Below are 13606 nucleotides of genomic sequence, written 5' to 3'. Positions count from 1 at the left end.
GAAATGACACTCAGAAAGACAGGCGCCCGCGCTTCAGTGACCGAAGGCGGGCGTGCGGCAGATCAGCCCCTCAGGCCAGCTTGCACTGCGTCTGTTCAACCGGCAGGAACGCCTTGCCGACGGCCACCACGTCTGCAAAGTCGTCCTTGTCTTTCATGCGGCTCTTGGGCTTGCCCTTGAGCAGGTAGTAGTTCTTGAGCACCTGGTGGTCGGCCGCGCGAATCTCTTCCGGGCCCGTCAGGCCGTCGTACTTCATGCCCTGCAGCGCGGCGATCACGGCCTTCGGGTCTGCGCTGCCAGCCTTGGCCATCGCGTCGAGCAGGATCTTCGTGCAGGTGTACGAGCCTGCAAGGCTGTAGTTCGGGTTGGATTTGAACGCGGCCTGCGTGCGCTTGACGAGATCGTGGTTGGCAGGTGTATCCACGGCGTGCCAGTACTGCGCGCCGAAGTACACGCCGTCGCACAGGTCCGCGCCGAGCGATTCGAACTGCTCCAGGCCAGATGCCCACGCCACCAGGATCGTCGTGTTCTTCTTCATGCCGAAGCTCACCGCCTGGCGCAGCGTGTCGGACGACTGCGAGCCGAAGTTCAGGATCAGCAGCACGTCGGGCTTGGCCGCCATCGCGTTGGTCAGGTAGCCGCTGAATTCCTTCTCGGTAAGCGCGTGGTAGCTGTTGCCCACATGCTCGATGCCCTTTTCCTTGAAGATGTTCTTGGCAGCTGACAACAGCCCATCGCCAAACACGTATTGCGGCGTGATGGTGTACCAGCGCTTGGCCTTGGGCATCGATTCGATCAGCGGGCGCACGGTGCGCTCGATGGCGCCATAGGTCGGCACCGACCAGCGGAAGGTCGCGCGGTTGCAGTCCTTGCCCGTAATCTCATCGGCGCCAGCGGTGGTGATGAACACGCCGCCGAACTTCTCCGCCTCCTTGCCCATCGCGAGCGATTCGGACGACAGGATGCCGCCCGCGAAGTAGCGCGCATTCTTCTGCTGCGCGAGTTCCTGCACCTTGCGCACAGCGGTGGCCGGCTTGCCCTCGGTGTCGAGCACGCTGTACGCCAGCGGCCGGCCAAGCACCTTGCCGTATTGCTCCACAGCCAGCTTCATGCCCAGGTCGGCGAACTTGCCGTTGGCAGCGAACGGGCCGGACATCGGCACCGGGCAACCCAGTTCGATGGCATCGGCAGCCCATGCAAGGCGGGCCTGCAGCAGGGACGCGGGCACGGCGGACAGCGCCGCCAGTTTGAGCAAGTCTCGACGATTCAAAGCGCACTCCTTGGGGTTCGTGTGGATACAGAACAGCGCTTGGAGCCACCACCGGCGGCGGCTTCCTCCTGGCCTTGACCGGCGAGGTTTTCGCCGACCATAGCGTCGAGCAAAAACCAGACCAGTTTCTTATATTTGTTATGATAAATAGGCGAAATCATCATAGAAGCCGTGTTGGCGATGCGTCAACGGTCAAGAGGTTGGTGTTTACGCCGAGGTGCAGGACGCGGTCCCGCTGCGCGACGATGTGTGAAACCGGTGCGCGCGCACGATGGATGGGCATGCATGCACCACGCCGGGCAGCCGGGCGGCACAACCCCGCAGTTAGAATGCGCGCAACAAGGAACGGACATCCATGGCCACACTCGGAGCAGGCAAAACGGCGTCGATCGGCATCCGCAAGCAGAAGCGCGCCGACCTCGTCGCCGAAGAACTCAAGCGGCTGATCACGCAGCGTAACCTCAAGCCCGGCGACAGGCTCCCGCAGGAGATCAAGCTGCAGGAGACCTTTGGTGTGAGCAAGGGCACCATCCGCGAAGCGCTCAAATCATTAGAGGTGCAGGGTCTGGTGAGTGTGAGCACGGGCCCCGCCGGCGGCGGCACCATCGTCGAGGTGCCGCTGGACCGCACGTTCCAGCTCATGCAGAACTACCTGTTCTTCAAAGACATCGGCATTGCCGATGTCTACACCGTGCGTCGGCTGCTGGAGCCGGAGCTTGCCGCCGGTGCCGTGCCGCATCTGACCGACGACGACTTCCGCGCGCTCGAACACACCATCGACCTGTGCGACCCGGCTTCTGCCAAGGCCGCCGCGCCGCTCGATCAGCGTCAGGAAGACCTGAGCTTTCACGACATCCTGGCTGCGGCCAATCCCAACCCGATGCTGCGGTTCTGCTGCGAGCTGATCAACGAAATGATTCGGCAGCTTGTGGTGTTCGGCAACGAAACCTCGCAGAGGGACCACGCCAAGTTCGGCGCGTCCAACGTCAAGTTCCACCGACAGATTCTGGACGCGGCACGCGCGCGCGACGCCGACACCGTGCGCGCACTCATGAGCACGCACATGGAAGACTGCACGCATCACGTCACGCGCATGAAGGGCCGCGTGCACGGCCGCCTCGTGCTGGATTCCGAGATGCCGCGCCGCAATCGGCCGCTTCTCGACGACCCCGACGACAGCGGCCACAGCGACGACAACGCGTGACGGCTCAGTAGGTCTTGTAGGGCAAGAACTTGCCGCTCATGACGATGCGCACGCGATCCCCCTTGGGATCGGGCTCGCGCGTGAGGTCCATGTTGAAATCGATCGCGCTCATGATGCCGTCGCCAAACTCTTCGTGGATCAGCGCCTTGAAGGTCGTGCCGTACACGCTGATGAGTTCGTAGAAGCGATAGATCAGCGGATCCGTTGGCACCGCTGTGGGCAGCGACCCCTTGTACGGCGTCACCTGCAGCAGCGCGATGGCCTCTTCGGGCAGATCCAGCGCCGCGCCAATGGCCTTTGCCTGCGCTTCGGTCAGCGTCATCTGGCCGAGCAGCGCGGCGGTGCTCCACTCCTTGCTGTGGCCGATGACCTCGGCCAATTGCGTCCACGTCAGTTTCTTTTTGATTTTCTGCAGGACGATCAGATCGGTTACGTCTTCGCGTTGCATGGTGGCTCCCTGGGTTGGGTGAGAAAACAGCACGCGACATGAGCAAGGTCGATGCCAACCCAGGAACGCCGCCCCTTGAAGGGTTGCGCAATGACGGCCATGCCGCCATCGCGCTTCGGACGTCGACGCGAAGCGCGTCAGAACCAGTGCATGATCCCGGTGTACACACCTTGCTGGCCAGAACCCGGGGCCGGCTTGCCGCCACCCGCCTCAACCGAGAAAGACGCATTGCTGCCGTTCATTACGGTACCGATGGTGCCGTACAGCAACGTGCGCTTCGAGAAGTAATAGTTGGCCCCCACCGTCAGCAGCGTGCCATTTCCGCCGCCTTGGTTGCGGTTGGCCCTGTATGCACCGCCAATCAGCGTCAAAGCCGGGGTGACCTGATAGTTGGCCCCCAGCCAGTAGGTTTGCTGGCGGGTCGCGCCGCTCGGGTTATCCGCGTCCGCCGTGGTGGCGCCACCCGACTGGATACGGCTGTAGCCACCAAACAGCTTGACGTCGCCAATCTGATAGGTACCACCGGCCGTGAACAAGCGGGAAGCCGTATAGAGGTTGGTGAACTCGCCGTTTGTGTCGCGAATTTCTTCGTAGAAGGCCTTGAGCATCAGCGGGCCGTTCTGGTAGGCCATGGCGCCGGCAAGCTGCCTGCCAGCGTTGAAGTGCCCCGCCGTTCCGTTCAGGCCGGCTTGCGCGCGGAACGAGAAGCCACCCCAGGTCGGCGAGTTGTAGGTGATCGCCTTCTGGCGTGAGCCCCAGGTGCGGTTGGCCTGCAGCGTCTCGGCGCCCATGTTCTGCAGGCCCATCGGGTCAATCGACCATGTCTCGCCGTCGGGAATGCCCATGGCCCGGCCGAGCAACAGCGTGCCGTATGTGGTGCTCGACAGCCCCACGACAGCGAAACGATTGAACAGCGCATCCGATGAACCCGAGCCGGAATTGAAGCCGTTCTCGAGGTTCATCACAGCAGACAGCCCGCCACCCAGATCCTCAGAACCCTTGAGGCCCCACATGCTGGTCCCCCATTGGTTGCCGCCGTACTGCAGGTTGCTGGCGGTGCCGTTCGCAGTCGCAATCTTGTTCGTGTAGTCGATGCCGCCGCCGACGCGGCCATACAGCGTGACACTGCTCTGCGCGGCGGCCAGGCCGCTAGTGGCTGCCAGCAGGGCTGCAGCGGCTGCGATGGCAATCCGCTGGGATGGGTTCTTGATACGCATAGCTTTCGTCTCCTCAATTTGGCGTTGTCTTTGTTCGTTCGAGCCGAGTCTCTTGGCGGGCCCGGACAGGAGAATGAGGAGAATTGACAGCGCTGTCAATGTAGGGAGTTGCCCTAGTTTTTAGCCAATGTGCGTCACTGCCAGGCGTTGGAGACAATTGCGTGTGGTGCCTCAGACCCTAGGGCAAATCCCGAGATTGACAGCGCTGTCAATTTTGACCATTCTGCAGTCCCAACCGGCCCGTGAACCGGATGCCGGTGCCGGCCAGAGCGTCCTCGTACGTGATGGCGACGAATCTCCATGTGCGCAAGCCGTCCTGCAGCTAGCCACACGAGCCGTCGATGTACTACCGTCCTAATCTGCAGTACATCTTGCATCCGGACGGCACCAGCCAGAACAAGAACGCGTTCGTCATCGGGCTGACAGCCGGCATAGCGTTCTGAACGACAACATCAATGAAGAAGGAGACATTCATGCTTTCCCGCGTACTGAACACCATTGCCGCTGCAGCGGTCCTCACCTTCGCAGCCACCTCGGCCCACGCCAGCAAGGAAGCACCGGTGATCGGCTTCTCGATCGACGACCTGCGCGTCGAGCGCTGGACGCACGACCGCGACTACTTTGTCGAATCGGCCAAGAAGCTGGGCGCGACCGTGAACGTGCAGTCGGCCAACGCCAACGAAGCCAAGCAGATCGCTCAGATCGAAAACCTGATCGCCCAGAACGTCGACGTGCTCGTGATCGTGCCGTTCAACTCCAAGGTGCTGGGCAACGCCATTGCCAGCGCCAAGAAGAAGGGCATCAAGGTTGTGTCGTATGACCGCCTGATCCTGAACGCCGACGTTGACGGCTACGTCACCTTCGACAACGTGAAGGTGGGCGAGCTGCAGGCGCAGGGCGTCGTGAAGATCGCGCCGAAGGGCAACTACTTCCTGCTGGGCGGCGCCGCGACCGACAACAACGCGCGCCTGCTGCGCGAAGGCCAGATGAAGGTCCTCAAGCCGTACGTCGACAAGGGCGACATCAAGATCGTCGGCGAGCAGTGGACGCCGGAGTGGGACCCCTCCAAGGCGCAGAACATTGTTGAGAATGCGTTGACCGCAAACAACAACAACATCCAAGGCATCGTCGCGTCCAACGACGGCACGGCCGGCGGCGCCATCCAGGCGCTGGCACGCCAGAAGCTGGCGGGCAAGGTGCCGGTGTCGGGTCAGGACGCCGACCTGGCCGCCGTGCGCCGCGTGGCCGAAGGCACGCAAGCCATGACGGTTTACAAGCCGATCAAGGAAATTGCCTCTACCGCAGCCGAGATGGCAGTCGACTTCGTGAAGGGCACGGCGCCGAAGTTCAATACCAAGCTGAACAACGGCAAGAAGGATGTCGACACCGTGCTGCTGACCCCGACCCTGCTGACCAAGGACAACCTGGATAGCACCGTCGTCAAGGACGGCTTCTATACGCATCAGCAGATTTTCGGCAAGTAAGCAGTCGATGCAGCAGTCGGTCGTCGGTGGTCAGTGGTCAGTCGTAGTGAGTAGGAGAACGCCATGAGCAGTAACGGCACCCTGTTCGAGATGCGCAACATCGTGAAGTCGTTCTCCGGTGTGCGCGCGCTCGACGGCGTCAGCCTGGCAGTGAAGCCGGGCGAATGCGTCGGTTTGTGCGGGGAGAACGGCGCCGGGAAATCGACCCTCATGAAGGTGCTGTCGGGGGTCTACCCCTACGGCACCTTCGAAGGCGAGATCCTGTGGGAAGGCGAGCCGCTGCACGCGCATTCCGTGCGTGACAGCGAGCGCGCCGGCATCGTCATCATCCATCAGGAGCTGATGCTGGTGCAGCAGCTCTCCGTCACGGAAAACATCTTCCTCGGCAACGAGATCACCAAGCCGGGGGGCCGCATGGACTACGACGCCATGCACGCCAAGGCTGAAGAACTGCTCGCCCGCCTGCGCCTGACCGACGTGAACGTGGCCGCGCCCGTGATGAACTACGGCAGCGGCCACCAACAGCTTTTCGAAATCGCCAAGGCGCTCGCCAAAAACGCGCGCCTGTTGATCCTCGACGAGCCGACGTCATCGCTGTCGGCCAAGGAAATCGAGGTGCTGCTGTCGATCATTGACGACCTCAAGCGCGGCGGCGTGGCGTGCGTGTACATCTCGCACAAGCTCGATGAGGTCAAGCGCGTGTGCGATACCGTCACCGTCATCCGCGACGGCAAGCACATCGGCACGCGCCCCGCCGCCGACATGACCATCGACAACATCATCACGATGATGGTCGGCCGCGAAATGACATCGCTCTTCCCCAAGGTGGAACACACCGTGGGCGACGTGGTGATGGAAGCGCGCAACGTCACATGCTGGGATGTCACCAACCCCAACCGCAAGCGCACAGACAACGTGAGTTTTGCCGTGCGCCGCGGTGAGATTCTCGGCATTGCCGGCCTGGTGGGCGCCGGGCGTACGGAGATGGTGTCCGCGCTGTTCGGCGCCTACCCCGGCCGCTCCAGCGCCGAGATCATCATGGACGGCAAGCCGGTCAAGGTCGGCACGCCCGCACAGGCGATTGCCAACGGTATCTGCCTGGTGCCCGAAGACCGCAAGCGCCACGGCATCGTCCCGCTGATGGCCGTGGGCGAGAACATCACGCTTGCCACGCTGGCTCAGTACGCGCGCGGTTTGCGTGTCGACAAGGGCGCCGAACTCACCACCGTCGACCGCGAAATCAAACGCCTGCGGATCAAGACCGCAAGCCCCGCACTGGCGATTGCCAGCCTATCCGGCGGCAACCAGCAGAAGGCCGTGGTCACGAAGATGGTGCTGGCGATGCCGAAGGTGCTCATCCTCGATGAGCCGACGCGCGGTGTCGACGTTGGCTCCAAATACGACATCTACAAGATGATTGCCGACCTCGCCGCCAGCGGCGTGGCGATCATCATGGTCTCTTCCGAGATGCCGGAAATCCTTGGCATGAGCGATCGTGTCCTGGTGATCGGCGAAGGCCAGTTGCGCGGCGACTTCGTCAATCAAGGCCTGACCCAGGAGCGCATCCTGGCTGCTGCAATCAACGCTGAACCCGGCCGCCAAGCGGCTTGAATTGCCATGTCCAATATCCTGCAATCCCAACTCGCCCGCCAAAGCGGCGGCAATGGCGGCCCGCGCCTGGACGGTCGCGCCATCCAGCAACTGTTCGTGCGCTACAAGGTGCTGGCGCTGCTGCTGGCCGTCGCACTCATCTGGGTCTTCTTCTACTTCCAGACCAACGGCACGTTCCTCAAGCCCAACAGCATCTCCAACCTGTTCCTGCAGATGTCGGTCACTGGCATGCTGGCCTGCGGCATGGTGTTCGTCATCATCGCGGGGGAGATCGATCTTTCGGTCGGTTCGCTGCTTGGCTTGCTGGGCGGGCTGGTCGCCATCCTCACCGTCAACCTCGGGTGGAACACCTGGCTGGCCGTGGGCACGGTGCTCGTGGCGGGCGCGGCCATCGGTGTGGTCAACGGCTTCATCACGACCAAGCTGCGTGTGCCCTCGTTCATCGTTGGCCTGGGCGGCATGCTGGCCTTCCGCGGCTTGCTGCAGTGGAGCACGGACAGCGTGACGATTGCCCCGGTGCCCGATGACCTCGGCAACCTCGCGCAGAGCTTCGTGCCGGCATGGCTGTCGTGGTCGCTGGCTGCTGTCATCGTTGTCGGCTCGGTTGTGCTGACCGTGCGCCGACGTCGCGAGCGTGCGCGCCTGTCGCTCTCGCTCACGCCGATTTGGGCTGATGGGCTGAAGCTGCTGGCCATCGCTGCCGCGTCGTTTGGCTTCGTCGCGGTGCTCAACGACGCCAGCGGTGTGCCGCTGCCGGTGCTGATCTTGCTGGTGCTGCTGGCCATCTTCTCGTACGTCGCGACACAAACGGTATTCGGCCGTCACGTCTACGCAGTGGGCGGCAACATGGAAGCCACGCGCCTGTCCGGCGTGAACGTCGGTCGCGTCAAGCTGCTGGTGTTCGTGCTGATGGGCCTGATGTGTGCCTTCGCGGGCATCATCACCACCGCGCGTTCGGCGGCGGGTTCGCCCTCCGCCGGTGTGGGCGGCGAACTGGATGCCATCTCCGCCTGCTTCATCGGCGGCACGTCGATGCGCGGCGGTTCGGGCACGGTGTACGGCGCGCTGATTGGCGCACTCGTCATGGCCAGCCTCGACAACGGCATGCAGCAGATGAACGTCGACGCCTCGTGGCAGATGATCGTCAAGGGCGTGGTGCTGGTGGTCGCGGTGCTGATTGACGTGCTGTCGGGCTCCAATCGCGGCTGACCTCGGCGGCTGACCCGTCGGCAAACGCCACACAACTCCTGGGCCCATCCGGCCCACCTTCCTGATCTGGAACGACACGGCGGCGCGCGATGATGTTGCAGCGCCAGCCGCCGGTCGCGCCTTTCTTTCCTTCATCCCGAACGGAATTCCACATCGTGGCTGACTACCAAACCCCTGCTCGCGTTCTTGTGACCGGCGTAGCTGGCAACCTGGGCCGCAAGGTCGTCGAGGCGTTGGCCTCTGCCCCGTGGTGCACCTCCATCATCGGCATCGACTGGGTCGCACAGAACGTCGAGTTTTCGCCGCAAGCGGCCCAACATTTCCAATGGGTCAAGGCCGACCTCACGCAAGCCGATGGTGCATGGACTGATCTGCTGAGCAACGTCGATGCGGTCATCCACCTGGCCGCCATCCACTCCACGCCAGACGCAACGTGGGAGCAAGCGCTGGCCTCCTACGGCATGACGCTCAATGTGCTGCAGGCCGCTGCCACGCACGGCGTGCGCCGCTTCGTGTTCGCCTCGTCCAACCACGCGATGGGCGCGTACAAGGATCAACCCCTGGCCGGCACCATCGGCCCCGGCAAACTCACCGCTGAACTGCCGCCCGCCCCAGGCACGCGCTGGAATAACGGTACAGAAGACGTCTACTCGCTCGCCTACGGAACGTCCAAGGCAATGGGCGAACGGCTCTGCAAAGCAGTAGGCGCCGTCTCCGAAGCCAACGGCGGCAAGCTATCGATCGTGTCGCTGCGCATCGGCTGGGCGCTGCCCGACGAAAACGACCCCAACGAGATCAACTATTCCGGCACCGCTGACACACCCGTGCCGACCGAGTTGCCCGATGAAGCCAGCCGCGTCGCGCTACGCTGGTTCCGCAACATGTGGCTCTCGAATGGGGATTTGCGCCGGCTGTTCCTCTGCTCCATTACGGCCGACCCGGCGCGCTGGCCAGCACCGGCCATCGTCGTGAATGGCGTGTCGAACAATCGCGGAATGGATTGGGGCCTGGAGACCGGGCGCGAGCTGCTGGGGTATGACCCGCAGGATGATTTGTATGCGTTGATCAGACAGCCGCAGTAGGCGCATGAAAAAAAAGCCCGGCGCTAATGGCCGGGCTTTTTTCGTGCGCGCAGCTAGACGTCAAGCTGCATGGGCAGGTCGGAGAGTATCGTCCTGAGCTTCATTCGCCGCGGGTGCTGCACCATCGGCACTGACAGGCTCGTCCCGTACGCGCGCCGTGTCGAACAACAACGCAATCGTGATGGCCAACATGGTTCCGCCCATCAACGACAACAGTGCCAAAACGAATGGCGCCGGGCCAGAGCGATTCTCTGGAAGCGTAGGCCCCGAGACGAATCGCGCTTCCGTAATGTGCTTACTCTGCATTTGCTCGGCGACCAGCATGATTTGGTTGTAGACCTCACGCGTCTGGTCGTCCGCGAGGCTTTTATCCTTGAAAACGCTCTGGACGGTTTTCACAAACTCTCCGAGTAGCGCTTTACCCGTCTCTACCTGCTTGCTGCGTTGTTCAATCCGCCCATAGAACTCCCTGCGCAAGGCGTTCTGTTCGGCATCACGCTCGAGCAATGCAAGTTGGGATTTCAGGTCCGCCATCTCCGTTTCCGTTCCAACGAGCTGCGCCATTGGTGACAAGTAGCGTGTCGAGTCTTTGTCGTTGCCGGTGGACAACAACTGTCGCGACTCCATTTTTGAGGCTTCGGGATATCTGTTCGCGATGGCTCGAGCGGCTTCGAGCCGTCTCATGGACTGCTCCAACGCGACCCGTTTCTGAATGATCTGGTTGTCGATGAGCTGCTTCTTGGCCTTAGCCTCACCAGCTTTGGTGTAAATCGTATCGCGCAGGTCCTCACTCAGCATAGTGTCCTTGGCGTAGTCGCCCATCAACTCCACCCGGGCTTGTGCATCCTGTGGCGATCGATCGGAGAACGAGATCGAGAAGCCGAGAATACCCGCCGCTTCAACGGTACTCTTTGCATCCGCGATGTAACGCAAATCGTCTTTCGACAGTGGCTGGACTGGTTGCAGATGAGCCTGCACGAACCGCTCATTTAGCGCACCCAGCAAATAACGACCATTCTTATCGTCGAGCTTCTTATTCTCTTTCAGGTAGCCACGAAGCGTTTCGCCATCCCATAGAGCCGCTTTATGAGCGTTATATTCGGAGAATTTACGCGGCGCGCGCAGAAATCCTTCGCTGGAATACTGACACTTCACCCAAAAGACGGCCGCAAAAATGAGGCATGCAAAAATAGCCGCAAGGGAAAAAACTTGCCGACGCAATTGCCAGCTCCGGTGGAGCAACGTTGACAGATCGAGCAGCTCTTCTTCTATGCTGGCCACTGAATCGGTACGCTTAATGGTCGACGCTGCCATCCCTTTTTCCTTTGATACTTTGGGCACTATTGGAAAGCACGGTGCGACTCCGACCCGTTCGACTCCGCTATTCGAGAATGACAGTCGATGCCAAGTGGCACTGCCGAAATAAACACGGCTGAGACGATACCGCACTTGTGCGACAAGTCGCGTGGTTATACCAGCGATCGGGATTTCTGAATGTCAAAATATGTGCCATTGCTGGCAGCACGATAGTGACATTTACCGTGGAATTACTAAAGCACCAAAAGTAACAGTCGGAGTGAACCGCGACGCCTGCCCAGAGAAGAACTCTGGCCGCTGCTGCGTCGTAACCAACGGCTACGCTCCCTTTGTCAGGGTCAACTGCCACATTTAGTCGTGACAGATTGCCCCAAAAAAAGGATCAACGCGCCGGCGCACAAGTCGATTCCCGAATCACCAACTCATACTGCAAGTTTTCGTGCACCGAATGCGGCTTCAGGCCCGGTAGATGCGGGCGGTGGATCGCAATGAGCTGCTCCACAGCCGCATGCGCCATCGCCTGGATCGGCTGGCGCACGGTGGTGAGCGCCGGCCAGAGCTGGCGTGAGAGCGGCGTGTCGTCGTAGCCGCAAATGGAGAGTTCTTCCGGCACTTTGATGCCGCGTGCCTGCGCTACCCGGAGCACCCCGGCGGCCATGTCGTCGTTGCCCGCAAAGATGGCGGTCGGACGCGGCTCGCAGGAGAGCAACCGCTCAGCACAGGCAACGCCCGACTCGAACGAGTGCTCGCCCTGCTCCACCAGTCGTTCGTCGACTTCGATGCCGGCCTGCGCCATCGCGTCGCGATAGCCGAATACGCGCTGATACGCCGCGCCATGAGCGGGGTCGCACACCACGAAACCGATGCGGCGATGCCCGAGCCCGATCAGGTGCAGCGTCATGTCACGCGCAGCAGCACGGTCTTCGGTGTTGACCGACAACCCCTTGTGCTCGCGATCGGCCGGTGCCAGACGCACGTAGTCGATGCCCGCTTCATCCAGCGCCGTGATCAGCGACGGCACATCCGACACCGGTGGCGTCAGGATGATGCCGGCCAGTGCTCGCTGGCGCGCACTCTGGATGATCTGCTCGGCGAGGTTCGGGTCGCGGTAGTTGCAAGGGGTCAGCAGCAGGCTGTAATCGAGCGCCTGGCAGGCTTCGAGCGCGCCGTGCTGAATGTTGACGATGTAGTTGTCGGAGGGGTTGTCGTAGACCAGCGCGATGATGTCGGCGCGCTTGCTGGCCAGTCGCCGGGCAGCCGGGTTGGGCCGATAGTCGAGCGTCTGCATCGCCTCGACCACCTTCGCGCGCGTCTTCTCGCTGATGTTGGGCTCGTGGTTGAGCACGCGCGAGACGGTCTTGATGGACACGCCCGCATGCGCGGCAACATCATCGACGGTGACAGCTCCTGCGTTGCGCTTCATGGTCTGACGATGGTCTGGCGAGAGTGGTTCTGGAACACGGAACGGGCGCTATCACGCGCCCGCCAATGTGCTCGATTTTACCGCCAACCCCCAAGCGGCGCGGCCAAAAAAACTAACGGGCACTCAATCCCGAACTGCCGATCGGCAGCCGCACGATGCCTTGCGCCAGGCTCACGCCCAGCAGAACGAGGCCGCCGCCGATCCAGTGATAGCCGTGCACGGTCTCTCCCAGCATCACCGCAGCCATGCCTGCGGTGAAGACCGGCATCAAGTTCATCAACACCGCTGTACGCTCGCTGCCGATGCGCTTGAGCCCTTGCATCCACAGATACGACGCGACGATCGACGAGGCAATGCCCGCAAACACCACCAGCCCGATGCCCTTGGCCGGTACGGCCAGGCTATGCGCGGTCATGGCCACCGGCACAAGCATCACGACGGCCAGCAACACCTGCACGTACAGATTGAGCCACTGCCCGAACGGCAGCGCCCAACGGCGATAGAGGATGTTGTACAGCGCGTATGCAGTGGCGCCCGCAAGCACCAGCACGTCGCCGTGGTTGATGCCGCCATCGAACAGGTTGGCAGGTTCTCCGCGCCCCAGCAGGTACAGCACACCAAGGAGCGACACCACCACGCCCGTCACTGCCTGCGCCCCGACAGGCTGACGAAATACCGCCACGTTCAGGATCAGGCCCAGCATCGGGATCAGCGCCCCGATCACGCCCATATTGGTCGCGCTCGTGCTGTGCGCCGCGTAATACGCCAGGCACTGGTACATCACCATGCCCAGCAGCGCGAGCACCGCAAAGCGCCGCCACAGCGCCAGCACAGCCTGACGTTGACGCCACAGCGGCCGCACGCAGAAAGGCGTCAGCACGATGGCCGCCAGCAGCCACCGGTAGAACGAAATGGCCGCCGGGTCCACCACGCCGGCCGCGGCCTTCGACACGATGGTGTTGGCAGCCCAGATCAGCACCGCCAGCAAGGGATACAGCACAGGCACGACGGCCTCCTCGAACAATGGAAGACCGCAGTTTAGTAATGTCTGGTTCAAAACATATACTTCGAACCAGACAACATCACACCTCGAAAGCGACAACCGTGGCTGACACCCTGTACACCGCCTACCGCGAAGCAGACTTCACCCGACCCATCGCCTCACGGGCACCACAATCCATCCCGAGGCCAACGGCCGTCGTGAGGTTTGGACCTGCTCCGACTATTCGCGCCTCATAGCCCCAGCCAACTCTGCCTCGACGACTTTGACGCACAGACCATCCGCCGGCAGATACGAGAATCCGTCCTGATCACACCACCAATGCGCGAGCCGGCCAGCGC

General features: G+C 62.1%; 11 protein-coding genes and 1 pseudogene. 6 read left to right on the top strand and 6 right to left on the bottom strand.

Annotation, left to right across the window (positions count from 1 at the left end):
• Nucleotides 1–70: 70 nt before the first annotated feature.
• Nucleotides 71–1270 carry an ABC transporter substrate-binding protein gene (locus tag M1D44_RS17095; RefSeq protein WP_316853475.1) on the bottom strand — a complete coding sequence of 400 codons (1200 nt, stop codon included), beginning with the start codon at nucleotides 1268–1270 and terminating at the stop codon, nucleotides 71–73.
• Between the two features lie 355 nt (nucleotides 1271–1625).
• Here M1D44_RS17095 and M1D44_RS17090 point away from each other — a divergent pair, with 355 nt between their 5' ends.
• A complete protein-coding gene (locus M1D44_RS17090) occupies nucleotides 1626–2474 on the top strand; it encodes a FadR/GntR family transcriptional regulator (protein ID WP_316853474.1) in 849 nt (282 codons plus the stop codon).
• A gap of 4 nt (nucleotides 2475–2478) precedes the next feature.
• Here the strand turns inward: M1D44_RS17090 and cynS are convergent, their stop codons facing one another.
• Both cynS and M1D44_RS17080 read right to left on the bottom strand, forming a co-directional pair.
• Entirely contained in the window at nucleotides 2479–2922 is a 444-nt protein-coding gene (cynS, locus tag M1D44_RS17085; protein ID WP_024977995.1) for a cyanase, read from the bottom strand.
• 137 nt (nucleotides 2923–3059) lie between these two features.
• Nucleotides 3060–4139, bottom strand: coding sequence for a porin (locus M1D44_RS17080; protein WP_024977996.1), 1080 nt, complete (start codon nucleotides 4137–4139; stop codon nucleotides 3060–3062).
• A 335-nt stretch (nucleotides 4140–4474) separates the two neighbouring features.
• Here M1D44_RS17080 and M1D44_RS17075 point away from each other — a divergent pair.
• The 5 genes and pseudogenes from M1D44_RS17075 to M1D44_RS17055 all read left to right on the top strand — a co-directional run.
• Nucleotides 4475–4582 (top strand): annotated as a pseudogene (locus M1D44_RS17075) (carbohydrate porin); the annotation flags it as partial.
• Nucleotides 4583–4612: 30 nt separating this feature from the next.
• Complete coding sequence (gene xylF, locus M1D44_RS17070) at nucleotides 4613–5623, top strand: D-xylose ABC transporter substrate-binding protein (protein ID WP_024977997.1); 1011 nt, start codon at nucleotides 4613–4615, stop codon at nucleotides 5621–5623.
• 63 nt (nucleotides 5624–5686) lie between these two features.
• A complete protein-coding gene (locus M1D44_RS17065) occupies nucleotides 5687–7234 on the top strand; it encodes a xylose ABC transporter ATP-binding protein (RefSeq protein WP_024977998.1) in 1548 nt (515 codons plus the stop codon).
• A 6-nt stretch (nucleotides 7235–7240) separates the two neighbouring features.
• The gene (locus M1D44_RS17060) at nucleotides 7241–8443 is read left to right on the top strand and encodes a sugar ABC transporter permease (protein ID WP_024977999.1); all 1203 of its coding nucleotides are present in this window, start codon (nucleotides 7241–7243) and stop codon (nucleotides 8441–8443) included.
• A 155-nt stretch (nucleotides 8444–8598) separates the two neighbouring features.
• A complete protein-coding gene (locus M1D44_RS17055) occupies nucleotides 8599–9525 on the top strand; it encodes an NAD-dependent epimerase/dehydratase family protein (protein ID WP_316853473.1) in 927 nt (308 codons plus the stop codon).
• Between the two features lie 60 nt (nucleotides 9526–9585).
• Here the strand turns inward: M1D44_RS17055 and M1D44_RS17050 are convergent, their stop codons facing one another.
• The 3 genes from M1D44_RS17050 to M1D44_RS17040 all read right to left on the bottom strand — a co-directional run bounded on the left by M1D44_RS17050 (nucleotide 9586) and on the right by M1D44_RS17040 (nucleotide 13271).
• Nucleotides 9586–10839 carry a GumC domain-containing protein gene (locus M1D44_RS17050; RefSeq protein WP_316853472.1) on the bottom strand — a complete coding sequence of 418 codons (1254 nt, stop codon included), beginning with the start codon at nucleotides 10837–10839 and terminating at the stop codon, nucleotides 9586–9588.
• A gap of 385 nt (nucleotides 10840–11224) precedes the next feature.
• Nucleotides 11225–12265 carry a LacI family DNA-binding transcriptional regulator gene (locus M1D44_RS17045; protein ID WP_024978001.1) on the bottom strand — a complete coding sequence of 347 codons (1041 nt, stop codon included), beginning with the start codon at nucleotides 12263–12265 and terminating at the stop codon, nucleotides 11225–11227.
• 112 nt (nucleotides 12266–12377) lie between these two features.
• On the bottom strand, nucleotides 12378–13271 hold the full coding sequence (locus tag M1D44_RS17040; protein ID WP_316683540.1) for a DMT family transporter: 894 nt from the start codon (nucleotides 13269–13271) through the stop codon (nucleotides 12378–12380).
• Between the last annotated feature and the right edge of the window lie 335 nt (nucleotides 13272–13606).

Source organism: Ralstonia sp. SA306 (assembly GCF_054792405.1).
This window is presented reverse-complemented; position numbering and strand designations above follow the sequence as displayed.

Coding starts and splice junctions, on each gene's coding strand:
- M1D44_RS17090 (WP_316853474.1), top strand. CDS start 1,626: ATGGCCACACTCGGAGCAGGCAAAACGGCGTCGATCGGCATCCGCAAG.
- cynS (WP_024977995.1), bottom strand. CDS start 2,922: ATGCAACGCGAAGACGTAACCGATCTGATCGTCCTGCAGAAAATCAAA.
- M1D44_RS17080 (WP_024977996.1), bottom strand. CDS start 4,139: ATGCGTATCAAGAACCCATCCCAGCGGATTGCCATCGCAGCCGCTGCA.
- xylF (WP_024977997.1), top strand. CDS start 4,613: ATGCTTTCCCGCGTACTGAACACCATTGCCGCTGCAGCGGTCCTCACC.
- M1D44_RS17065 (WP_024977998.1), top strand. CDS start 5,687: ATGAGCAGTAACGGCACCCTGTTCGAGATGCGCAACATCGTGAAGTCG.
- M1D44_RS17060 (WP_024977999.1), top strand. CDS start 7,241: ATGTCCAATATCCTGCAATCCCAACTCGCCCGCCAAAGCGGCGGCAAT.
- M1D44_RS17050 (WP_316853472.1), bottom strand. CDS start 10,839: ATGGCAGCGTCGACCATTAAGCGTACCGATTCAGTGGCCAGCATAGAA.
- M1D44_RS17045 (WP_024978001.1), bottom strand. CDS start 12,265: ATGAAGCGCAACGCAGGAGCTGTCACCGTCGATGATGTTGCCGCGCAT.